Here is a 21,829-nt window from a genome sequence, read left to right as displayed (position 1 = left end):
CATGGACGCCAAAGATGCGCTCAACGAAACCGCCTTCTGGCTGGAACGCGAACTTGCCGACAGCTTCAAGGTGCAGGCCTTCCGCCGTGCCGCGGGCGTCATCGCTGGCCTGTCGGCCGAGGAACTCGCTGAACGGGTCAGGGATGGCCGCCTCAAACGGAGCAAGGGAATCGGCAACCGTACCTTCGAGGTCATTAGCCAGGCCGTCGAAGGCAAAGTCCCCGACTATTTGGAGAACCTCCGGCAGCGTGGCGCCGAACCGCTCGCAAACGGCGGCCGCGCCCTGGCCGCGGAGATCCGGGGAGACCTGCACAGCCACAGCAATTGGTCCGACGGCGGCTCGCCGATTGAGGCCATGGCTGCCGCGGCACGGACGCTCGGGCGCGAATACCTCGCGCTGACAGACCATTCGCCCAACCTCACCATCGCCAACGGACTCAGCGCCGAGCGCTTGACGAAGCAAATCGACATCGTCGAGGACCTCAACCAGGACTCGCCCGATTTCAGGCTGCTGACCGGAATCGAGGTGGACATCCTCGAGGGCGGCGAGCTGGACCAAATCCCTGAGCTTCTCCGGAGGCTTGACGTGGTGGTCGCCAGTGTCCATTCGAAGCTCCGCTCTGACAGACGGACGATGACCAGGCGAATGCTTCGGGCGGTGGAGGATCCCCATACCAACGTCCTCGGACACTGCACTGGACGATTGGTCCAGGGCTCGCGGGGAACCCGGCCGCCGTCGGAATTCGACGCGAAGAAGGTGTTCGAATCGTGCGCGGAGCACGGCGTCGCCGTCGAAATCAATTCCCGTCCGGAGCGTCAGGACCCGCCGGACGAACTGATCATGATCGCGGTGGACAGCGGTTGCCTCTTCAGCATTGACAGCGATGCGCATGCTCCCGGTCAACTCGACTTCCTGCAGTACGGCGCGGAACGGGCCGAAGCCAACGGCATACCGGCCGAACGGATCGTCACCACGTGGCCGCTCGAGCGGCTCGAGCAGTGGCTCCGCTCAAAGCAATAGGGGCTGGGGGTGTCATACGTGAGCAGGCGTTGGGATGCCCTGCAATAATCGGAACCAGTTGCCTCGCACGGGAAGCACGCGGGGCGGTATGCACCTTCGGACGAAACACATCAAGGACGAGGCGGACATGACCTACACTCCCACCCAGCAGGACACCCCGAGACACGACGCCGCCAGGCAAGACACAGGCAGTCAAGCGCCGGGGGACGCTTCGGAAATCAACGGGGAACTGCTTCAACGGCTCGCGGATGCCCACGGCGTCGGGACCTCCTTCCATGGTTGGGACGGCCTCCAGCACGATGTTTCTCCCAGGACCCTGGTGCAGGTGCTGGCTGCGCTCGGTGTAGCCGCGGACTCGAATGAGCAGATCGAAGCCGCGTTGGTGGACGTGGAACTGGCTCCGTGGCGGCGGATGCTGCCGCCCGCCGTCGTGCTCCAGGAAGGAAGCGCGACCGCGGTACATGTCCATGTGCGCGACGGATCTTCCGTAAGCCTGACCATCACGCTGGAGGACGGCACGGAACTCGCGGCGGTCCAGCAAGAGGATTGGGCGCCTGCCCGGGACGTCGATGGCGTTCGAACCGGCCAGGCCGCGTTCGAGATCCCCGCGGGCCTGCCGCTCGGCTACCACTCGCTCACGGCGGAGTCCGACGGCGTCTTGGCCACCACAGTACTCGCCGTGGTTCCGGCAAAATTGCAAACGGCGGCCCAGCTGGAGGAACGGCGCGGTTGGGGAATCGCGACGCAGTTGTACTCCGTCCGCTCGAAGCGTTCCTGGGGAATCGGGGACTTCGCCGACCTCGCGGACTTGGCAGCCCTGGCTGGAGCACGCGGCGCCGATTACGTCCTGGTGAACCCCCTGCACGCCGCGGATCCCGTGCCTCCCATCCAGGCTTCGCCGTATTCCCCCTCGACCAGGCGCTTCTTCAACCCCATATATATTCGGATTGAAGAAATTCCCGAGTTGGCATATGTCAAGCCACGGAAGCGTGCCGCTGTGGATCGCCTGCTGGACCAGGTCCACGCGCTCAACAAGAACCCGGACCGCTTGGACCGGGACCCGATCTTCAGTGCCAAACTGGCAGCGCTGGAGCTCCTTCACTCGGTCCGGCTTTCACCTGCCCGCCAACGCGCGTTCGATGAATTCTGCCGGGAAGCCGGTTCGGGCTTGGATGATTTCGCGCTGTGGTGCGCCATCCGCGAAGACCACGCGGCTGAGGACCCGATCTGGCAGGATCCGGAAGTCGTGGCCGGTTCGGCGAGGGTCGAATCGATGCGCCAGGCTTTGGCGGGCCGGATTGCCTTCCACCGTTGGCTTCAGTGGATTTGCGACCAACAACTCGAATCAGCCCAGGCAGCAGCGCGGCGATCGGGCATGCGCCTGGGCGTAGTCCATGATCTCGCCGTCGGCGCGGACCTCAGCAGCGCCGATGCCTGGAACCTCCGGGACAGCTTCGCGCACGGCGTGAGCGTGGGCGCGCCGCCGGACATGTACAACCAGCTCGGCCAGAACTGGAACCAGCCGCCGTGGCATCCTGTGCGCCTGGCCGAGGCTGGCTACGCACCCTTGCGCGCGATGCTCTCCACTGTGCTGCGCCACGCCGGCGGCATTCGCGTGGACCACATCCTGGGGCTTTTCCGTTTGTGGTGGATTCCTGCCGGGAATTCCGCGAGCGACGGCGCGTACGTCCGCTACGACCATGAAGCACTCATCGGGATCCTCGCGCTGGAAGCCCACCGCGCGGGCGCCGTAGTAATCGGCGAAGACTTGGGGGTCTTCGAGCCCTGGGTGCGGGACTACCTCGCGGCCCGCGGAATCCTGGGTACCTCGATCTTGTGGTTTGAGAACGACGGCGACGCGCCCCTTGCGCCGGAACGGTACCGGACACAGGCGCTCGCCAGCGTCAATACCCACGACCTCCCGCCGACCGCCGGCTACCTCGCGGGGGACCATGTGGACCTCCGTGGAGAGCTTGGCTTGCTTGAGCGAAGCGTGGCGGAAGAGCGGGCCGAGCATGAGGCGTCCTTGGAGAAGATGATGGACATGCTCCGTGAGCGCGGCCTGCTCACTCCCGACGCCGGCGAAGCGGAAGTCATCCAGGCCCTGCACCGGCTTCTGGCACAGGCGCCGTCGGTCCTGCTGGGCGTGGCGCTGGTGGACGCGGTAGGGGAGCGGCGGGTGCAAAACCAGCCGGGGACTACTTCGGAGGTCTACCCTAACTGGCAAGTACCGCTGGCGGACGAGAACGGCCGCGCAGTGCTCATCGACGATCTCCATGCCAACCCGCGGTTCAACGCCTTGCTCGCGGCCGTTGACGAGGCAGTCCGGAAGTAGGCGTTTTGCCTGGTCCCGGTCAGCCGGCCGGGATCAGCGCAGTGGGTGAGCCGACGCTCAACTGCCCCTGAACCTCACCGGGGATGCCCGTGGTCGGGTCCAATGCGAACGTGGTGACCTGATGGGAACGCTCGTGCGCAACATGCAGCCAGCCGTCGGTGACAATGTGGTGCCTCGGCCAATTTCCCCCGCTGGGAACGTCCACCACGGGACGGAGCCGGGTTCCGCTGCCTTCCACCGCCAGAACGCAGATCCGGTTGGAACCGCGGATCCCGGTATAGACGAAGCGAGCGTCCTGCGACAGTACAATCTCGGCCGCAGCATCGCCGTCGACGGCGCCGCCTTCGCTTGCAGGGCCACGGCCTGAGATCGCAAAGCGGCCGTCAGCACCGGGCAGGAGCACGGCGACCTCGATGGAGTATTCCGTCACGATGAACACGGCGCTGGAAGGATGCTGGACGAGATGCCGCGGCCCGCTCCCGAGCGGAAGGGCTACCTCGTGGTCCAGGAGCAGCCCGGAATCCGGAAAGTAGTTCCAGACCCGCACCAGGTCGAAGCCAAGGTCGGTAGTCATGATCCTGCCGTCGTCGAGCATGAGGCTCGCATGGGCCCGGCTCACGCGCACGCCGCCGGTAGCGATGTCCACCGCTCCTTCCTCTCCAGCGTGGGGATCTTTCGCCGGCGCGGCCACGAAGCGCGAGGTGATGCCGCCGTCGTCGTCCAGTCCGTACAGGATGACGTTCCCGTCGCCCCAGCAGGCCACCACAATGAACCGGCCGTCCGGATCGACGGCGACGTGACACACAGCGGCGCCGGCGGACCAAGACCCGCCCAAAGGCTCCAGGCCGAATTCGCCGTTCCGCCGGTACGCGCGGACAGTCTGGGCGGCCTCGCCTACCGCATACACCACGGGAAGGCTCGGGTGGACGGCAACGAACGACGGCGATGGTGCTTCCGCAGCGGTGCCCAGCCACGTGAGGGTCCCGTCCGTGGCGGCCGCGATGGCCGTGATACCTTCCCCCTGACCGTTGCTGTCCGCCGTATAGGTGCCTACCCAGATGAGTGCTTCGCCAGTGTTCGCCGCCATGCCATCCCTAAAGTTGTTGTGTGAATTTCGCGGCGACCGCTGCCGCAAGTGACGCGGACCTGTTTAGTGGCCGTCCACGTCGGAGTCGACACCCGCGTCGGCTCCCGCGTCCAAAGTGGCAATTGCGGAGAGGTCTTCGTCGTCGAGCTGGAAAGTGAAGACGTCCAGATTCTCCTTCATCCGCTGGGGATTGGCCGACTTGGGGATCGCCACCAGGCCCTGTTGGACATGCCAGCGAAGGACCACCTGCCCGGCCGTCTTCCCGTGCTTCTTGGCGATCCGCCCCAAAATCGGGGCGTTGAGCAAGTCCCGTCCGGCACCCAACGGACTATACGACTCGGTGGCGATGCCGTGGCTGTCATGGAACGCGCGCGAGTCAATGCGGGTGATCGACGGCGAGACCTGGATCTGGTTGAGGGCCGGCACAATCGAGGTCTCTTCCATCAGCCGTTCGAGGTGCGAGGGCTTGAAGTTGGACACGCCGATCGAGCGTACCTTCCCCGCGGCCTGAAGGCGCTCGAACGTCTTCCACGTTGAAACGTACTCGTCGCGTTGGGGCAGCGGCCAGTGGATCAGCAGCAGGTCGACGTAATCGAGGCCAAGCCTTTCCAGCGAGTCGTCCAAGCCTCCGACGGCGCGATCCCGGCCTTGGAAGGGACCGTCCAGTTTGGTGGTGATGAAAATGTCTTCGCGCGCGATGCCGCTGTCCCGGACGCCCTGCCCGACGCCGGCTTCGTTACCGTAGCGCACTGCCGTATCGACGTGGCGGTAGCCGAGCTCGACGGCGGACGCCACTGCCGTTGCGACCTCGGCGTCGTCGAGGGGCCAGGTTCCGAGGCCGATCTGCGGAATGGCGTGGCCGTCGTTGAGCTTGATCAAGGGTGCAGAATCCATACCGGAAGTCTTTCCTATCAGCAGCTGTTTGCACAGGGTGCCACGGGCTTCACCAGGCGTAGTCCTCGGGGGCTGTGCGGTGTCCCGGGAAGATGGCGTCGATCCGCTTAAGGGCGTCGGCATCGAGTGCCACGTCCAAAGCCCGGATGGCGGCATCCAGTTGTTCCTGGGTGCGCGGCCCCACAATCGGAGCGGTCACGGCCGGTTGGTGCAACAGCCAGGCCAAGGCCACATCTCCCGGCTCATGCCCGAGGTCGTCGACCAGGTCCTCGTAGGCGCGGATTTGCTCCTCGTGCTTCTTTAGCGTTTCGGCGGCGCGCCCCTCAAGGCGCCGGACGCCGTCGCGCTCTTTCTTCAAGACGCCACCCAGCAAACCGCCGTGAAGCGGCGACCACGGGATCAACCCAAGTCCGTATTGCTGCGCCGCCGGGATGACCTCCAGCTCGAGGTTCCGCGTGAGCAGGTTGTAGATGGACTGCTCGCTCACGAGCCCGTTGTAGTTACGCCGGGCCGCTGCCTCCTGGGCCTGTGCGATGTGCCAACCGGCGAAGTTGCTGCTGCCGGAATACAGGATCTTGCCCTGCTGGACCGCGACTTCGATCGCCTGCCAGATCTCATCCCACGGAGTGTTCCGGTCGACGTGGTGGAACTGGTAGACATCGATGTAGTCGGTCTGCAGGCGCTTCAAACTGGAATCGAGGGCCCGCCGGATGTTGAGCGCGGACAACTTGGATTCGTTGGGTCGATCGGTCATGGTCCCGTAGAGCTTGGTGGCGAGGACAACGCGTTCCCGGCGCTCGCCGCCTTGGGCAAACCAACGCCCGATGATTTCCTCGGTCCAACCGCGATGCTTGGCTCCGCCGTAGACATTGGCGGTGTCCACGAAGTTGATTCCGGAATCGACGGCTGAATCCATGATGGAGTGCGCAACGGATTCTTCGGTCTGCGGGCCGAAATTCATGGTTCCGAGGCACAAACGGGAAACTTTCAGGCCCGAACGGCCTAACTGGGTGTATTGCATTGCCTGGTTCCTTCGCTTCCTGTTGGCGGTTTCTACATTTGGCTGAACGACGCGACGGCGGGATCGGCGCCGATGCGCGCACCGCCGTCGAGCGCGCTGATCGCTGCCAGTTCGCTTGAGGTGAGCTGCAACGATGCCGCCTCGAGGTTCTGCCGGATCCGCTCCGGGTGGACCGACTTGGGAATCACGATGTTTCCGCTGGCGAGGTGCCACGCCAGGACGACCTGCCCGGGAGTCACGCCACGCTTCGCTGCCACCTCGGTGACGGCCGGTTCGTTCAGGTCCGACCCCTGCCCGAGTGGACTGTACGCCTCGACGGCAATCCCGTGCGAGCGGCTCTTGGCGGCAACCTCAGTTTGTTGGAAGGTGGGGTGCAGTTCGATCTGGTTGACCGCCGGAACGACTTCGGCCGAGTCCAGGAGGGTGCGGAGGTGGTCCGTCAGGAAGTTGGAGACGCCGATTGCCCGCGCGCCGCCGTCGGAATGGATCTTTTCGAGGGCTTTCCACGCGTCCACGAAGAGGCCTTGGGAGGGAACCGGCCAGTGGATCAAGTAGAGGTCGATGACGTCGAGGCCGAGTTCGCGGCGGCTGTTGTCGAACGCGGCGGCGGCCTGGCCCTGTTCGCCGTTGCGTAATTTGGTGGTGATGAAGAGTTCTTCGCGCGCGATGCCCGAGGCTCTGATGGCCGCACCGACGCCCGATTCGTTCCTATACGCGGCGGCCGTGTCGATGTGCCGGTAGCCGGCTTCCAGTGCGGCTTCCACAGCCTTCTGGGTTTCGGCGGGCGGAACCTGGAATACTCCGAAACCGAGCTGCGGGATGGTGACCGAGTTGTTCAGGACGAGCCTTGGTACGGAGGAATTTCGGGAGTTGGACATGTCCGGCCCTTTCGTCGCGAGGGGGGATTGCTCTCTCGAGCCTATACACAAACTCTGGGGTTTAGCGTGCGGCATGCATGGCCTCGTGGATCTGCAGGGCGAACCAGAGCTGGGCCAATGTTGACGTTTCGGTCATATCCAGCCCCGTCAATTCGCTGATTTTGCGGATTCGGTAAATGACGGTTTGGCGATGCGCGAAAAGTGCCGAAGCTGTTTTTTGCCATGATCTTTGGGTGTCCAGATAGGTCCTCAATGTCACGAGCAAGTCGCCTTCCTGGCTCTGTTCGTACGCGAAGATCGGACCGAGCAGCCGTTCGACCAGCGCCGTCCCTTCCTCGAAACTCGTCAGCCCCAACCAGGAAGGTCCCTCCGCGTAACGGGCCAGCCTCATGGCATTGCCCTTGGCAGAGCCGAGCGCCCAGAGGGATTCCTGCAAGGCGCGCTGGATGCCGCCCGCGGATGTTGGCGAGCTGACGCCGATTCGAGTCTCGGGCCCTGCGCAGTGGACCAAGGCGTCGTCCGTCACGTTCGCGGCTACCGCCACATGAAGAGTGTTGAAGCGTTGGAGGCACGCGGCCGGAAAACCGTGGCGCCACAGTTCCGTGTGGACGTTCGCCAGCCGCTCGCCGTCGTCGGCTGCTATGGAAGCAACCACGAAAGCCTGCGGCGCAACACCGAAAGCCGCAAGGCGGCTCTCCAGTTCCGCTGTTCCCAGGCGTCCGTCCACGGCTTGCAAGAGGAATTCGCTCGCCAGCCGGTGCCTGCTTTCAAGGGACATGACTTTTCGTGAGAGCTCAAGTCCCAGCACGGTCGCCGCGTGCAGGAGTACGACGGCGTCAGGGTGCGGATCGCTCTTTGGCAGCACAAGCAGCAGGGCGTTGGGGTGGGTCGGAATATCCATCATCAGCACGTGCCGCTCGCGGAGCCGATGCCACTGGAACTTCTTTCCAGCCAAGGACAGTCGGCCGGTCAGGGGGGTCAATTCCGCCTGGAGGAACACCGGCAACGGTTGGCCGTCCGGATGCCATGGATGCAGGCACCGCCGGTCCACCACGAACAGGTCCGCATCGAGTTCGGCCGAAAGCCCGCGGATGAGGCCTTGTAGTTGGTCCTCGGAAGATCCTGTGGTCCGGAGCAGGTCGTAGATCCGGGCCGTTTGGCGCAGGCGCCGCGATTCTTCCAGCAGGGAGGATTCGGCCACCGTTCGCGCGATCGCAATGAATGGAAGCGGGTACGGCACATTGATCAGCGGAAGCGGGAGCCGCTCGCAAGCTTCGAGGAATTCGGGCTGCAACGGCGGGGCGTGCATCTTTTCGCCGATGGCCAACGCGCTCGCCCCCGCATCCACCAGCGCTTGGGCGAGCTCCACTTGGCCCGGCGCGTCCGCCGGGATGGACAGGCCGTTTGTCATCATCAGCTCGCCGCCGGTGACCCATTCCCAAAGCCTGGGCAAATCGGATGTATGCGCCCATGTGATCCGGTTCCCGCTGCCTGCTGATCCGGCCATCAGCGTGAGGCCCAGTTGGGGCTCCGCGATGAGCTCGGCAACGGTGATTGTCATGGAATTGCGCTCCCAGCCTTGGTTTTTCGGCCTGCCTCGCAGCGCTTAGACATTTGTATAAGCGCCTCGGCCATTTGTAGTCAATCTACCGCTATACGAAGTGATCGGCGTCACCAAGAATTGGATTACTTACTTCCCGCTCAACGGCGAGCACTCAACCTCCAACCCCACCCGACCACCGAAACGCCGCCGACGAAGACGCCAGGCAGCGAAGCAAACGAAGGATTCCGGCATGACAACGCACCAGCCAATTGGCCCCGTCGACGCGACCAAAGTACCGCGCTACGCGGGTCTCGGCACGTTCGCCAGATTGCCCCAAATCGATCGCGTCCCGGACTACGACATTGCGATCGTCGGCGTACCGTTCGACGGCGGAACCTCCTTCCGCCCAGGCGCCCGCTTTGGTCCGGCGGCGGTTCGCGAGGCTTCGCGGCTCCTGCGTCCCGGGTACCACCCCGAATTGGACGTTGAGCCCGTCTATGAAGTCCAGGTCGTGGACGCCGGAGACATCGCCTGCACGCCGTATGACATCACCCGGGCAGTCCGCGAAATCGAGGAGCAGGCGCTTCCGCTGATCAGCGAGGACAAGAAGCTCATCTCGATCGGCGGTGACCACACCATCGCCCTTCCGATGCTGCGGGCGCTGAACACGGTCCACGGGCCGGTGGCGCTGTTGCACTTCGACGCACACCTCGATACCTGGGACACATACTTCGACCAGCCCATCACCCACGGGACCATCTTCCGGAGGGCCTTCGAGGAAGGCCTGCTGGTGGAAGACAAGTCCATGCATGTCGGCATCCGCGGGCCGGTTTATGACCGTAACGATTTCCTCCGCGACCACGAATTCGGATTCCAGATCATCCGTTGTTCCGACTTGGACGTCATCGGCGTTCCGGCAGCAATTGAGAAGGTCAAGGAGCGTCTCGGCGACACCCCGGTCTACGTCTCCATCGACATCGACGTCCTGGACCCGTCGTACGCTCCCGGCACCGGGACTCCTGAGATGGGAGGGCTCCACTCCCGCGAACTCCTTGCGCTGCTCCGCGGGCTGGACGGCATCAACATCGTGGGTGCCGACGTCGTCGAAGTCGCACCCGCCTACGACCACGCCGACATCACCACGGTGGCTGCGGCTACCCTCGTCTTCGACCTGCTCGCGCTCATGGTGAACCGCGGCAAGGCCCCTGCCACCGCTGCCCGCGAATTGCAAACAGCTTCTTGGACCGCGTCATGACCACGCGAAGCAACCCCGCTGCCGCCACCGAAGTGCCACGGCTGGAGGACAAGACCATCCAGCCCATCCCGGCGGACGAACGCCACGGAAAAGCCCGGGACCTCTTCACCATCTGGTTCGGTTCCAACATCATGATCATGACCATCGTGACGGGCGGCCTCGCCACCACGGTGTTCGGCCTCAACTTCGTGCCGGCAATTGTCGGAATCATCATCGGAAACATCGTCGGCGGCGTTTTCATGGCGCTCCATTCCGCCCAGGGCCCGCAATTGGGCGTGGCACAGATGATCCAGACGCGCGGCCAGTTCGGCTCGTTCGGGGCGCTCCTGATTGTCGCGATCGTAGTCATCATGTACGTCGGATTCTTCGCAGCGAACCTCGTCTTCGGCGGCGAAGCCATGGCCGCAGTGAGTCCGGTGGTCAGCGTCGACGGAGGCATCATTATCATCGGCATCGTAAGCGTGGTTGCCACGATTTTCGGCTACCGGCTCATCCACGCCTACGCCCGCTTCTTGAGCGTGGTGGCCGGCGTGGCCCTCCTGCTCGCCTTTGCGTGGATCCTGCTCGTCCACGGATTGCCGTCGACTTTCCTGGACCAAGGAAACTTCAACTGGGCCGGCTTCATGGGCACCATCTCGGTCTCCGCCTTATGGCAACTCGCGTATGCGCCGTACGTCTCGGACTACTCCCGCTACATGCCCCAAGGAACCGGCTCGGCTCCGGCTTTCTGGGCTTCATACTCGGGCTGCGTCCTGGGAACGCTGTTCCCCATGATCCTGGGTGCGTTGGTGGGGACACTCGCCGTCGCGTTCGGCCACGACGCAGCCAGCGTCGATATTGTCGGCAGCATCGGAGCAATGCTCCAGCCGTGGACCATCGCGGTCATTGGAATCTTCTGCCTCGGCGTGGCCGCGTCCAACGCGATGAACCTTTATTGCGGTGTCCTGTGCACCCTCACCATTGGGCAGACATTCAAGCCAAGCTGGTTGCCGCGCGCCAAGACCCGGACCATCGGGGCCATCATCATCTTCCTGCTTGCCCTCCTGATCGCATTGTTCGCCCGTGACAACTTCATCCTCTTCTACACGAACTTCCTCTCCTTCCTCATGTACGTCCTGGTCCCGTGGACAGCCATCAACCTGGTGGACTATTACCTTCTCCGCCACGGCGACTACCGGGTTGAGGACTTCTTCAAGCGCGACGGCGGTGTGTACGGACGGTTCAATTGGGTCGCCATCGGCGCATACATAGCAGGCGCACTGATCCAGGTTCCGTTCTCGGCAACCGCGATCTTCACCGGTCCCGTCGCTGCCGCGATGGGTGGAGTGGACATCTCCTGGCTCGTCGGCCTGCTGGTTGTTGCCCCGCTCTACTACTTCTCGGCACGGATCTTCCGGAAGAAGTCCGATCCCGCCCCCGTCCACACCCCGGTCCTCGCGACCGACCTCGTCTGAAAGCGAAAGTCATGACAGTCTCCAACACCGTACAGTTCACCGTCCGGCGGGCCGCCGCGGACAACAGCCCGGGGAATGAGCGCCTTGCCGCCGTATTGCCACCCGCCGGCCACTTCATTGGCGGCTCGTTCGTTTCGGGTTCCTCAGGCGAGTTCATCGACGTCGTAGATCCCGCCACTGAGCAGGTCATCGCGACGGTGCCCGCCGGAACAGCCGAAGACGCAGACGTTGCCATTGAAGCCGCCGTCGCAGCCCAGAAGACCTGGGGCACCACAACGCCGAAGGAACGGTCCGAGGTGTTGTACCTCATCGCGGACATCATCGAGGCAAACCGGGAGGCCTTTGAGGCCATCGAGTCAGCCAATACCGGAAAGCCGGGAGCCGTCGCTGAAGACGATGTCACCAGCACCATTGACACCTTCCGGTTCATGGCCGGCGCTTCCCGCGCGCTGACCTCAATGGCAGGCGGGGATTACGCAACCGGACATACTTCGGTGATCCTCCGGGAACCGGTGGGCGTGGTGGGTGTCATTACCCCATGGAACTACCCGCTGCTCATGGCCGCGTGGAAGATCGCGCCTATCCTGGCTGCTGGAAACAGCATCGTCCTCAAGCCCTCCGAGCAGACGCCGCTCAGTACGCTCAAGCTCGCGGAATTGCTCGCCGGGCGCATTCCGGACGGCATTCTCAACGTCGTGACTGGACAGGGGCGAACAGTCGGCCAGCGGCTTTCCGAACATCCGGCCGTCGCATTGCTCGCCCTGACCGGGAGCGTCGCCAGCGGACAGGCTGTCGCGGCTACGGCTGCCAAGTCAGTCAAGCGCGTGCACCTGGAGCTTGGCGGCAAGGCGCCCGTGGTGGTCTTTCCCGATGCCGACCTTCGCGCTGCCGCCGCCGGCGTGCGAAACGCCGGGTTCTGGAATGCCGGGCAGGACTGCGGAGCCGCCTGCCGGGTCCTGGTACACGAGTCGGTTGCCGAGGAGTTCACCGGATACCTGGTGGATGAAGTCAGTACTTTGGTGGTTGGTTCGCCGGAGGCAGGCGGCGATGTGGAGATCGGGCCCATGATTTCGCGCCCGCACTTTGAGCGCGTCAAGGAATCGCTCCTGGAAGCCAAGGACGCGGGACTGAACGTGGCAATCGGAGGGTCCGCCCTTGAGGGCCCGGGCTTCTTCATCGAACCCACTGTCATCACCGACGTTCCGGCGGGCGCACCCATCGCAACACACGAAATCTTTGGTCCCGTGGTCACAGTAGAGACCTTCAGCTCCCCCGAAGAAGCCGTGACCCGTGCAAACGAGAGTCCCTACGGACTGTCCGCGTCGGTATGGACGCGGGATTCGAGCCTCTCGCTCAAGATTCCCAAACAGCTCGATTTCGGCACGGTCTGGGTCAACTCACATCTGGTGCTGGCCTGTGAGGTGCCGTGGGGCGGCTTCAAGGGATCCGGCTACGGCCGCGACCTCTCCATCTATGCCCTCGACGATTACTCCCGGACCAAGCACGTGATGATCAACCACGGCGCATGAGCATCCAGACAAGCATCGGAGTCCAGCAATGACCACCAGCAACCTCCACCGCCTCGGGTCCCCGGAACGTGCGGCCACTCCTTCGATCCCTTTCGGAACCGACGTTACCTGGACCAACTGGGGCGGCAACCAAAGCGCGACGCCCGCCTTCACGGTCCGGCCGCGGACCGAACAAGAAGCGCTCGACGCCGTCCGTTTCGCCATCCGCGAGGGCTTGCCTGTGCGGGCGGTCGGCTCGGGACACTCGTCCTCGCCGCTGGTCCAGACAGGTGGGGTCCTGATGGACATGTCCGCCCTTTCGGCGATTACCGGAACTGACCGCGTCCGACGTCGGGCCCGTGCCTTGGCGGGCACCACCATCAATGCGTTCGGCGATCCCTTGTGGGAGCAAGGACTGGCCTTGGGCAACCAAGGCGACATCGACAAACAGCAGATCGCGGGCGCCCTCTCAACGAGCACCCACGGTTCCGGGAAAAACCTGGGCAGTTTCTCGTCGAACCTTCGCTGGGTGAAGTTGATCAACGGCTACGGTGAAATCGTCGAAATTGGCGAGGGGCAGCTTCGTGAACTCAGGGCCGCCCAGGTAGCCTTGGGAACCCTCGGAATCTTCCTCGAAGTCGAGTTGGCCGTTGAAGACCGCTACTACTTGCAGGAACAAATCACGTATCCAACGTGGGAGGAGACCACCGCGACGTGGCAGTCCGACATCGACCGGAACCGGCACTACTCGTTTCTCTGGTGTCCGGAAGACGATTCGTGCGAACTGCTGGACCTTCCGGGCTCGCCGGACCAAAGCATGGCGAACCGCAGCTACACCAAGCGGTACAACGTGGCCACCATCCAGGACGAACGCCAGATTTCGACCACGGAGGGCTCCCGGCTGGATCGCTCCTACCGCATCTACCCGGGCGGGTTCACCACACAGTTCCACGAACTCGAATACTTCGTCCGCACTGAAGACGGGCTGGCCGCCGTCGAAGCCATTCAGGACCTGATCCGGACCAAGCACCCCGATCAGAAATACCCGGTGGAGATCCGCTGGGTGAAGGCCGACGAAGGTTACATGTCCCAATTCCAAGGGCGCGACACCACGGTGGTTACCCTGACCACGAAGCCGGGGACCGACTACTGGCAGTTCTTCCGGGACGCCGACGCCGTACTCCAGGAATTCGAGCCGCGTGCGCATTGGGGGAAGATCCACTTCATGACCAGGAGCCGTTTGGAGCGCCTCTACCCGGAGTTGGACACTTTCATCCAAGTGCGCCGGGAGTTCGATCCGCGGGGCATGTTCCTCAATGACCACACGCGGGCCCTGTTTGGTTGAGGCCTGAACCCGGTGACTTAGCAAGGCAACGAAAGCCGGCATCCGCCATGGATGCCGGCTTTTGTGATCGCAATCGCCGCAAGGCCTTAAAATCACTGTACGACTGCATAACGAATCTGGGTGATCCTAGCCAACCATCCATTTTTTGGCTTTTGATTTCCGATTACGCTGAGTCCAGACCTTTTCGCATTACCAAGGATGGAATTCAACGATGAAACGCATCGCACTGCTGAGGGAACGTGCATCCGCCGCGTCCACGGGCTCCACCGGCTCGCACTGCCCCGCCTCGGGCCAATGGAGCCCCGAAGGCGAACCGCACATTGTGCACACGTTCTTCGAAGGCCACGTATTCCCCACCCACAATGGCGCGGCAACTGTCTGGCGCCGCCAATTCCTGGTTGCCGGATCCCGATGAGTTCGGAGATCTTGGGCCCCTGGGGTCCGAGCCGCTCTACGACGCCGCAACGGCGACCCGCAGAAGCCTCACGGCAGCTGCCGCCGTCGAAATGGCGCGAACTCAGCCCCGGCGAATCAGTTTGGATCCACGAAGACTCGTGGGGATTCGACGCCGGGCTGGTGGACGAAGTCTCCAGCGATCACGAATTCCTGTGGATCGATTTCGTCGGCCGTGGCCGGCGACTCCTCTGTGGCGGTGACCCCGTCCAAGTCTGGACCCGCGGGTGAGTCCAGCCTCGCAACAGATGGCCGCCAGTCCTTCCACAGGAGGACTGGCGGCCATCGTCCGTTTAAGTCTTTAGCGTTCCAGGCGGAAGCCGATTTTCATCGTGACTTGCCAGTCCGCGATTTCACCTTCGTTGAGATGGCCGCGGATTTCCTTGACCTCGAACCAGTCGAGGTTGCGGAGGGTCTGGTGTGCGGCCGAAACGCCGTTCTTGATCGCGGCGTCGATGCCCTCGGACGAGGTTCCGACGATTTCGGAAACGCTATATGTGTGGTCAGCCATTCTTGCTCCTCATGATCGTCCTTCATGCCTGAACTGCTGCTTGACCTGAACTCTCCGACGCCTGAACTGCGGGCCCGGCAGGCCGTGAAAGCAGACTAGCCCAGACGACGGCGGCGGACTAGGGGGCGCGCAGTGGTTCGACGATGGCGGGTGAGCGGGCGTTCGGTTAAGCGTCCAGGACGTAGCTTCTGAGGTCGTCCAGGGTTTGTTGCATGTGGGCGTCCATGGCCAGGCGGGCGCGGCGGGTGTCGCGGGCTTCGAGGGCTTCCAGGATGTTCCGGTGGTGGGCGATGGCGTGTTTCTGGATGTCCGGAATCTGCGAGGTCTGCGTGCGACGGGTTTCCAGGACGCGGTGCAGGGGTTCGAACAAGACGGCCACGAAGACATTTCCCGAGGCATGGAGGATGACGTCGTGGAACGCGAGGTCGGCTTTGACGAAAGCGGTTACATCGTTGGAATCGTAGGCGTCCTGCATCGCCGAGACTTGGGCTCGCAGCTGTTCGATGTCCTCGGGCGAAACCCGGGATGCGGCGAGTTCGCAGGCGCCTGTCTCGAGCATGCGGCGCAGTTCGATGAGTTGCACAGCCACGGCGCCGTCGTTCTTTCCCTCCGACGCCGCGCGCAACACCGCCTCAAGGGATTCCCAGCGGCTGAGCGGATTGACGAACGTTCCGCGGCCGCGTTCCACGCTGAGGATCCGCTGGGCTTCGAGGGTTTTCATTGCTTCGCGCACGGTCATGCGGCTGACTTCGTGCTTCGCGCTCAACTCGAGTTCGCCGGGAACCACGGTGCCCGGCGGAAATTCGCCCGCGACGATGCGGTCCAGCAGCTCGTCGGCTACGAGGCCGACCAGCGACTTGCGTGCCATGGTGCTCCGATCTTAGATGTCTGACATTTTACGCTGGAGGCGGCGAGGTTTCCCGCCAGAACGCGCCGAGCGCCTCCGCGCAAGCGTGCGGCTGCTCCCAGTGGACGCTGTGACCGGCGTCCGGGATTGCCACGAGTTGCCGCCCCGGGCTGGCTGCCACGAAGGATTCCGCTTGGTCGAGTGAACGCACCCGGTCCCCGACGCCGGCAATCACCAGCGTTGGCGCCGTCACCTTATTGGGGACATCCGCTGCCACCCCGGCCATCGCCGCGAGGCCGCTGGGACCGAGGACGTCGAATGGCAGGTTGAAGCCTTCGCCAAGGAGCCTTTCCTCGTCTGGAGCCAACGGTCCGAACCAGGCTTTCATGCATTTGGCACGCGTGGCGTCGTCAATGAAGCCTTGTTCCAATTGGGCCTCGAGCATGGACTTGAAACCTTGGTTTGGCGGTGCGGGGACCATGCCGATCAGGGCCACGCTGGCTACCAGGCCCGGGTAGTTGGCGGACAAGGTCAGTGCCACGCTGCCGCCGAGGGAGTGGCCCGCGACATGGACGGGCGAAGGGTATTCGGCGGCGATCGCAGCTATCGACGCGGCCGCCGATTCCAGCGTCCACGCGAATCCTTCGGGCAGTGCTTCGCCGGGGTGGTAGCCGGGCAGTTCCGGGATCCACACCTCAAAGCCCTCGTCGAGGAGTTCGGCGGCGAGCGGCTCCCAGTAGGCGACCGTGGACGCCCAGCCATGCACCAACAAGACGGGCGGCTGGCGGGTGAGTGCCGCCGTCGTACTCGCCGAAGGTGCCGGGCGCCGGCGGTCCACGTGCAGTTCCGCGATTCCGGAAGGCTCTTCAAGCATGCGCCAAGCATAGTGACGGTTGACACACGCGTACCCACCAAACGCACCCCTTAACCCCGGAGTTTGTGTACAGATAACACCCGTTAAGAGCGCCCGTTAAGAGCGCTTTTAAGGGGCATCATCTGTACACAAACTCCCAGTAGGATCGGCACATGACCGTGGTCTCCCTTCTGTTTGCCCTCCTCGCCGGCCTGCTGCACGTCTACATCTTCAGCATGGAATCCATAACCTGGACCCGTCCTGCCACGTGGAAGCGCTTCAGCCTCACCTCGCAGGCCGACGCCGAGACCACCAAACCCCTTGCCTACAACCAGGGTTTCTACAACCTCTTCCTCGCTGTCGGCGCGCTCGCGGGAATTGTCTTTGTCATGCTTGGGCACACCCAGGTCGGGTGGACCCTTGTGTTCAGTTCCTGCGGATCCATGTTGCTGGCGGCCCTTGTGCTCGCCTTGAGCGGCAAAAAGTACCTCCGCGCCGCGGTTCTTCAAGGTACGACGCCGTTGCTCGCCGTCGTGCTCGGTATTCTGGCCGTGGCACTCGGCTGAGCCGGGGCGCTTTAGGCGGCGCTCCCGCCCGTCAGCACCCTGAAACCCAGTTCCGGATTGAATCCGTGGATCTCGCGCGTGTCCAAGGCCGACATGAACGAGAGGATCTCCTCCGTGATCACCTGGCCCGGAACGAGCACGGGGAATCCGGGCGGGTACGGGGTGACGAACGCCGCCGAGACCATTTCCTCTCCGGCCGCGACCCGCCGCGCAAGCTCGTCGGCGCTGAAATACTCGCAGGCACCGGGCTTGTAGCTCTCGAAGTACGCGTCCCGCATGTTGCCGTCGGGAGTCTGCCCATCCACCCGGAAACGCGCGGCGAAACGGCTGAAGTCGGGCAGCGGAGGCGGGGCGCTGGTCAGGGTGGCCACACGGGCGCGGCGTGCCTGCCGACCACGACCGCCGAGTCCGGATTGTTCGTCCTCGAACGTCTCGGCGAGCTTGACGAGCACCTCCACGAGATAGGCCACCGCACTTCTCGATGTCCCGATGTTGGTCATGAAAAGCACGCTGTTCCGCGACGTTTTGTTGACCTGGATTCCGTGCTTGTCCATCAGGTAGTCGTGCTTGAAGGTGTCGCCGTCCACGCCCGTGAGGCCGATGTGCAGGGTCAGCCGGCTCGGGTCGAGAACGAACTCGTCCTTTTCCCAGGCTTCCGCCATCGCGGCCAAGCCGTCGCGCAGTGGCATCTGGCGCTTGGTTTCACGGTATTGGGAGGGAATGAGGTCGGTGGTTCCAAGGACCCGGAAGTACTTTTTCAACAGGGGATGCCGCGCCACTGCCTGCGCGATGCTCACGGCGAGATCGGCCTGCCGCTGCACGAGTTCGTAGCCTTCGAACTCGACCTGGCGGCGTCCCATGTCCAGAGAGGCCAGGATCTGGTAGTTCGGCGAGGTGGACGTGTGCGTCATGTACGCCTCGCGGAAGCTCTCTTCGTTGAGCTGTCCGAAGTCCTGGTCATGGATGTGGATCATGGAACCTTGGCGCAGCGACGTCAGGGTTTTGTGGGTCGATTGGGTCGAGTAGACCCGCACGCGCGCCTTCGACGGGTCGGGCAGCAGCCGCGTCTTCAGCAGCACCTCATCGCTGACGTGCCCGACGCCGGAACGCGACTTCCCGCCGTCGGGCACGTTTCCGCCGTGGTCGCCGCCGTCCGCTGGCGCGCCCAATTCGCGCAGATGCCCGGCGTAACGGGCCGCGTAAGCCGGATCCGCGAACTTCGCCTCGAGCGAGCGCGCTGAAGCCATGGCCGTCCGGCGGCGGTAGATGTGGTGGAAGGCCGCGAAAGCGAACCAAGCCTCGTCCCAAAGGAACACCAAGTCCGGTTTGATGGCGAGGCACTCTTCCATGACCCGCTCGACGTCGTACACGATCCCGTCGAAGGTGCAATTCGTCAGGGCAAGCATCTTGACCTCGTGGAGCCTGCCCGCGCGCCGGTAATCCAGCAAAGTCCGTTTGATGCTCTCGAGTGGAACTGCGCCGTAGAACGAGAACTCGTTGAGCGGATAGGCATCGAGGTAGGAAACCTGCGCCCCGGCCAGCATGAGGGCGTAGTGGTGCGACTTGTGGCAATTCCGGTCAACCAGGACAACGTCGCCGGGAGCCACGATCGACTGGTGCACGATCTTGTTCGCCGTCGAGGTCCCGTTGGTCACGAAGAACGACTTCTGCGCGCCGAACGCCCGCGCTGCCAACTTTTGCGCCTGTTTGAGGGAGCCGTGGGGATCCAGCAGCGAATCGAGCCCGCCGGACGTGGCAGAGGTTTCAGCAAGAAGGAGGTTCAGGCCGTAGAACTCGCCCAGATCGTTGATCCACTTCGAATGGATGACGGAGCCGCCCCTGGACACCGGCAGCGCGTGGAAGACGCCCGCCGGTTTGCGGCTGTACTGCTGGACCGCGTGGAAAAACGGCGCCTCGAAGCGTTCCGCGACCCCCGCCAACAGCGACAAATGAAGCTCCAAGCCGTCCTGGCGGCGGAAGATCCTGCGGAACTGGCGCGTCAGTGAACCGGCGAGTTCCTCGATGCCGACGCCGGCCACCAGGTAGAGATCCAGCTCGGGGCGGAGCTGGCCAAGTTTGGCGGCCAGGGACAGGATCCGGTCGAGCGGGCGTTGGGGGAGGGCTTTCCCCAAAAAACCATCGAGGAACTTATGCAGGTCCCGGCTGAGTCGCTGCTTGCTCTTGGCTACGAATCCGGGCCGCAAAACGCACGCCTGGATGTCGGGGTTCAAAAGAATCGCGACGACGGCATCTTCGAAGCTTGGCACGAAGACCAATTCGTAGTGGAAGGCATCGGCCGGGCGCCGTTGGTTGAGCAGTTCCGTTTGGAAGGCTTCGCGGTCTGCCGGGGACACGTCGTCGATCACAAGGACTTCGAACCGTTTCTTGGCCTCGACCGGTTCCTCCGGGCGGTCGCCTTCGCGTTCCGTCTCGGCCGTGGGCTCCGCCGCGTGATGGCCGGCGACCCGACGGGCAACCGGCTCGATCAGGGCCAGCGCCTCGGAGTGGTCTCCGGACTCGAGGTTGCGACGTACCTCGGCAACGTGGGCCTGGCCCGGAGATGCCCAGTACATTTCGAGGGCTTCGAGCATCGGGAGCAAGCGGCGGATCTCCCGGGGCAGATTGTTCCGATGTATTGCGGCGTCGGATGGGGTTGCGGCGCCGATCTGTTTGACGGCGTATCCCAGGAACTCCCAGGCGTCAGCGCGGATCCGCCAAGCGCTGGGAGGAATGTCGCTCGCGGCTGAATCATCGGTGCTTGGATGCCGGTTCGGCCTCGGCACTGGTGCCGGTCCCGGTCCCGACGCTTGTGGCGCCGGGGCTTGTGGCGCCAGGATCGGCCCGGCTGGATGGCGAAGGCCCGGAACGAGGTGGGAAGGGGCTGACTGCACTGTCGTCGCGAAATCGGCGCGTGCCACAATGACTCCTTTGTCATGGATTGATAGCACTATCTACTAAACGCGGGGGTTCCCGTTCGGGCACGGCTGTTGCGCGAGTTGCAGTCTGGGGTTCCAGATGCGACCCGTGGGATGTCCCGGCGTCGTTTCTCTACTCCGACGCTTGCTCACGTTTGGTGGGTTTTTGGCGGACGCTCGCTCACGTTTGGTGGGTTTTTGGCGGATGCCTGTGCAGATCATGTGGGCGACGGTCGTTGATTTTCCGATCGGATGTGAGCGGGCGTCGAGGGAAACCCGGTCATAGGTGAGCGGGCGTGTGGATGGATTCGGGCGCTTATCCCTCGCGCCACAGCGGCAGGGGGACCACGCTGCGGCTCCGGCCCGACTCGTCGAGCACGTGGCCGAGCCGTTTGTAGTTGCGCACCACCGCCTGCCTGGAAATCACGACGCTCCCCGGCGCCCGTTCCGCCAGTTCGCGTTCATGGCCTTGCACTTCCAAATAGTCGCGCACCCAGAGAGTGACCAACAGGTTTTGGGCTCCAAGCACTTGTGCGCTGAGCCGGCAGTTCGGGAGGGCTGCAAAATAGCGCCCGACGGCGTCAACCTGGTGCGCGGGCACGTTCAGGATCAGGCTCACTTCCCTGAGCCCCTGCTGGACTGGGGCGGCGGTATCGCACCTCAGCGTCATGTAGCCGGCCGCGAGGAACCGTTCCACCCGCCGTCGGGCCGTCTGTGGTGAGACCCCGCACGAGGCGCCAAGCTCCGCCCAACTCGCCCGGCCATCCCGCGCCAACGCGGCCAGAAGGGCCGCATCCAGCCGGTCCGGAGCGTAAGCCGCGGGAGCAGGCAGCGGTTCGGCCGACATCAGCCGGGCCCTCGCCGGTTCCAACGTTCCGCTGCGCCAATCCGAGGCCTGCCGGTACAGCTTGGTCACGAAAACGACCTCGCGGTGGGTGAGCCCGGGCAGTGCGGCGAAAGACCCGGTGACTATGTCCGTGAGTTCTTCGTGGCTCGTGGCGAAACAATCCACGAAGAGGTCATGGGAGCCGGACACGAGGGACACCGTGCCGAAGGCCGGTTCCGCGCACAGCCTCTGGATCAACGCCTCCTGCTCGCCCGGGATCGACGACATGCTGATGAATGCTGACCACCCGGCGTTCAGATACCGCGCTCCCGGGGCAGGAGTGATCCACGCCAAGCCCTCCTCGGCGAGGGCGGTCCAACGCCGGGCAACCGTGGGGCCGGATAAGCCGAGGACATCGCCAACCCGGCTCCAATCGGCTCGCGGATTGATTTGCAAGGCATTCACGATTTCAAGGTCTGTTTCCGAGATCATGGACGATTCCTTCAAATTTCCCCTG

Annotated in this window: 19 protein-coding genes; 9 read left to right on the top strand and 10 right to left on the bottom strand. The window is 63.8% G+C overall.

The features are described from left to right. The first annotated feature begins 1 nt into the window (after position 1). Together E1809_RS06895 and malQ are read left to right on the top strand one after the other, a co-directional pair. Complete coding sequence (locus E1809_RS06895; RefSeq protein WP_133203477.1) at positions 2–1,021, top strand: PHP domain-containing protein; 1,020 nt, start codon at positions 2–4, stop codon at positions 1,019–1,021. Between the two features lie 127 nt (positions 1,022–1,148). Next, on the top strand, positions 1,149–3,356 hold the full coding sequence (gene malQ, locus E1809_RS06890) for a 4-alpha-glucanotransferase (protein ID WP_133203476.1): 2,208 nt from the start codon (positions 1,149–1,151) through the stop codon (positions 3,354–3,356). A 19-nt stretch (positions 3,357–3,375) separates the two neighbouring features. Here malQ and E1809_RS06885 read toward each other — a convergent pair whose 3' ends face one another. From E1809_RS06885 to E1809_RS06865, 5 genes are all read right to left on the bottom strand, one after another. After that, the gene (locus E1809_RS06885) at positions 3,376–4,443 is read right to left on the bottom strand and encodes a lactonase family protein (protein WP_205754121.1); all 1,068 of its coding nucleotides are present in this window, start codon (positions 4,441–4,443) and stop codon (positions 3,376–3,378) included. 63 nt (positions 4,444–4,506) lie between these two features. Next, positions 4,507–5,337 carry an aldo/keto reductase gene (locus tag E1809_RS06880; RefSeq protein ID WP_133203475.1) on the bottom strand — a complete coding sequence of 277 codons (831 nt, stop codon included), beginning with the start codon at positions 5,335–5,337 and terminating at the stop codon, positions 4,507–4,509. 49 nt (positions 5,338–5,386) lie between these two features. Continuing rightward, the gene (locus E1809_RS06875) at positions 5,387–6,358 is read right to left on the bottom strand and encodes an aldo/keto reductase (RefSeq protein ID WP_133203474.1); all 972 of its coding nucleotides are present in this window, start codon (positions 6,356–6,358) and stop codon (positions 5,387–5,389) included. 32 nt (positions 6,359–6,390) lie between these two features. Continuing rightward, positions 6,391–7,236 carry an aldo/keto reductase gene (locus E1809_RS06870; RefSeq protein WP_133203473.1) on the bottom strand — a complete coding sequence of 282 codons (846 nt, stop codon included), beginning with the start codon at positions 7,234–7,236 and terminating at the stop codon, positions 6,391–6,393. 61 nt (positions 7,237–7,297) lie between these two features. Beyond that, positions 7,298–8,797: a PucR family transcriptional regulator gene (locus tag E1809_RS06865; protein WP_133203472.1), complete on the bottom strand. Its 1,500-nt coding sequence runs from the start codon at positions 8,795–8,797 to the stop codon at positions 7,298–7,300. Positions 8,798–9,029: 232 nt separating this feature from the next. Here E1809_RS06865 and speB point away from each other — a divergent pair, with 232 nt between their 5' ends. The 6 genes from speB (at position 9,030) to E1809_RS06835 (ending at position 15,025) form a co-directional block, all read left to right on the top strand. Continuing rightward, the gene (gene speB, locus E1809_RS06860; protein WP_133203471.1) at positions 9,030–10,034 is read left to right on the top strand and encodes an agmatinase; all 1,005 of its coding nucleotides are present in this window, start codon (positions 9,030–9,032) and stop codon (positions 10,032–10,034) included. Beyond that, complete coding sequence (locus E1809_RS06855; protein ID WP_133203470.1) at positions 10,031–11,488, top strand: purine-cytosine permease family protein; 1,458 nt, start codon at positions 10,031–10,033, stop codon at positions 11,486–11,488. The genes speB and E1809_RS06855 overlap by 4 nt, the downstream gene beginning before the upstream one ends. 11 nt (positions 11,489–11,499) lie before the next feature. Next, positions 11,500–13,017 carry an aldehyde dehydrogenase family protein gene (locus E1809_RS06850; protein ID WP_205754120.1) on the top strand — a complete coding sequence of 506 codons (1,518 nt, stop codon included), beginning with the start codon at positions 11,500–11,502 and terminating at the stop codon, positions 13,015–13,017. A 28-nt stretch (positions 13,018–13,045) separates the two neighbouring features. Further along, positions 13,046–14,341: a D-arabinono-1,4-lactone oxidase gene (locus E1809_RS06845; RefSeq protein ID WP_133203469.1), complete on the top strand. Its 1,296-nt coding sequence runs from the start codon at positions 13,046–13,048 to the stop codon at positions 14,339–14,341. A 211-nt stretch (positions 14,342–14,552) separates the two neighbouring features. Continuing rightward, on the top strand, positions 14,553–14,756 hold the full coding sequence (locus E1809_RS06840) for a hypothetical protein (protein WP_133203468.1): 204 nt from the start codon (positions 14,553–14,555) through the stop codon (positions 14,754–14,756). Then, positions 14,753–15,025, top strand: a complete 273-nt coding sequence (locus E1809_RS06835) for a hypothetical protein (protein ID WP_133203467.1) — start codon at positions 14,753–14,755, stop codon at positions 15,023–15,025. Before E1809_RS06840 ends, E1809_RS06835 begins: the two co-directional genes overlap by 4 nt. Before the next feature lie 70 nt (positions 15,026–15,095). Here the strand turns inward: E1809_RS06835 and E1809_RS06830 are convergent, their stop codons facing one another. The 3 genes from E1809_RS06830 to E1809_RS06820 all read right to left on the bottom strand — a co-directional run bounded on the left by E1809_RS06830 (position 15,096) and on the right by E1809_RS06820 (position 17,026). Next, entirely contained in the window at positions 15,096–15,305 is a 210-nt protein-coding gene (locus tag E1809_RS06830; protein WP_133203466.1) for a dodecin, read from the bottom strand. Between the two features lie 166 nt (positions 15,306–15,471). Further along, positions 15,472–16,173: a FadR/GntR family transcriptional regulator gene (locus tag E1809_RS06825; protein ID WP_133203465.1), complete on the bottom strand. Its 702-nt coding sequence runs from the start codon at positions 16,171–16,173 to the stop codon at positions 15,472–15,474. A 28-nt stretch (positions 16,174–16,201) separates the two neighbouring features. After that, on the bottom strand, positions 16,202–17,026 hold the full coding sequence (locus tag E1809_RS06820; RefSeq protein ID WP_133203464.1) for an alpha/beta fold hydrolase: 825 nt from the start codon (positions 17,024–17,026) through the stop codon (positions 16,202–16,204). Positions 17,027–17,178: 152 nt separating this feature from the next. Between E1809_RS06820 and E1809_RS06815 the strand changes: the two genes are divergently transcribed. Further along, positions 17,179–17,571: a DUF1304 domain-containing protein gene (locus E1809_RS06815; protein WP_133203463.1), complete on the top strand. Its 393-nt coding sequence runs from the start codon at positions 17,179–17,181 to the stop codon at positions 17,569–17,571. A gap of 11 nt (positions 17,572–17,582) precedes the next feature. On the opposite strand, the gene E1809_RS06810 is transcribed toward E1809_RS06815, so the two are convergent. Together E1809_RS06810 and E1809_RS06805 are read right to left on the bottom strand one after the other, a co-directional pair. Next, complete coding sequence (locus E1809_RS06810) at positions 17,583–20,489, bottom strand: aminotransferase class I/II-fold pyridoxal phosphate-dependent enzyme (RefSeq protein ID WP_308166815.1); 2,907 nt, start codon at positions 20,487–20,489, stop codon at positions 17,583–17,585. Between the two features lie 313 nt (positions 20,490–20,802). After that, a complete protein-coding gene (locus tag E1809_RS06805) occupies positions 20,803–21,804 on the bottom strand; it encodes an Lrp/AsnC family transcriptional regulator (RefSeq protein WP_165962234.1) in 1,002 nt (333 codons plus the stop codon). Positions 21,805–21,829 lie beyond the last annotated feature (25 nt).

The organism is Arthrobacter terricola (genome assembly GCF_004354015.1).
GTDB classification, from domain to species: Bacteria; Actinomycetota; Actinomycetes; order Actinomycetales; family Micrococcaceae; genus Arthrobacter; species Arthrobacter terricola.
The sequence above is the reverse complement of the archived record's forward strand: the minus strand, read 5'-3'. Positions and strand labels throughout refer to the sequence as shown.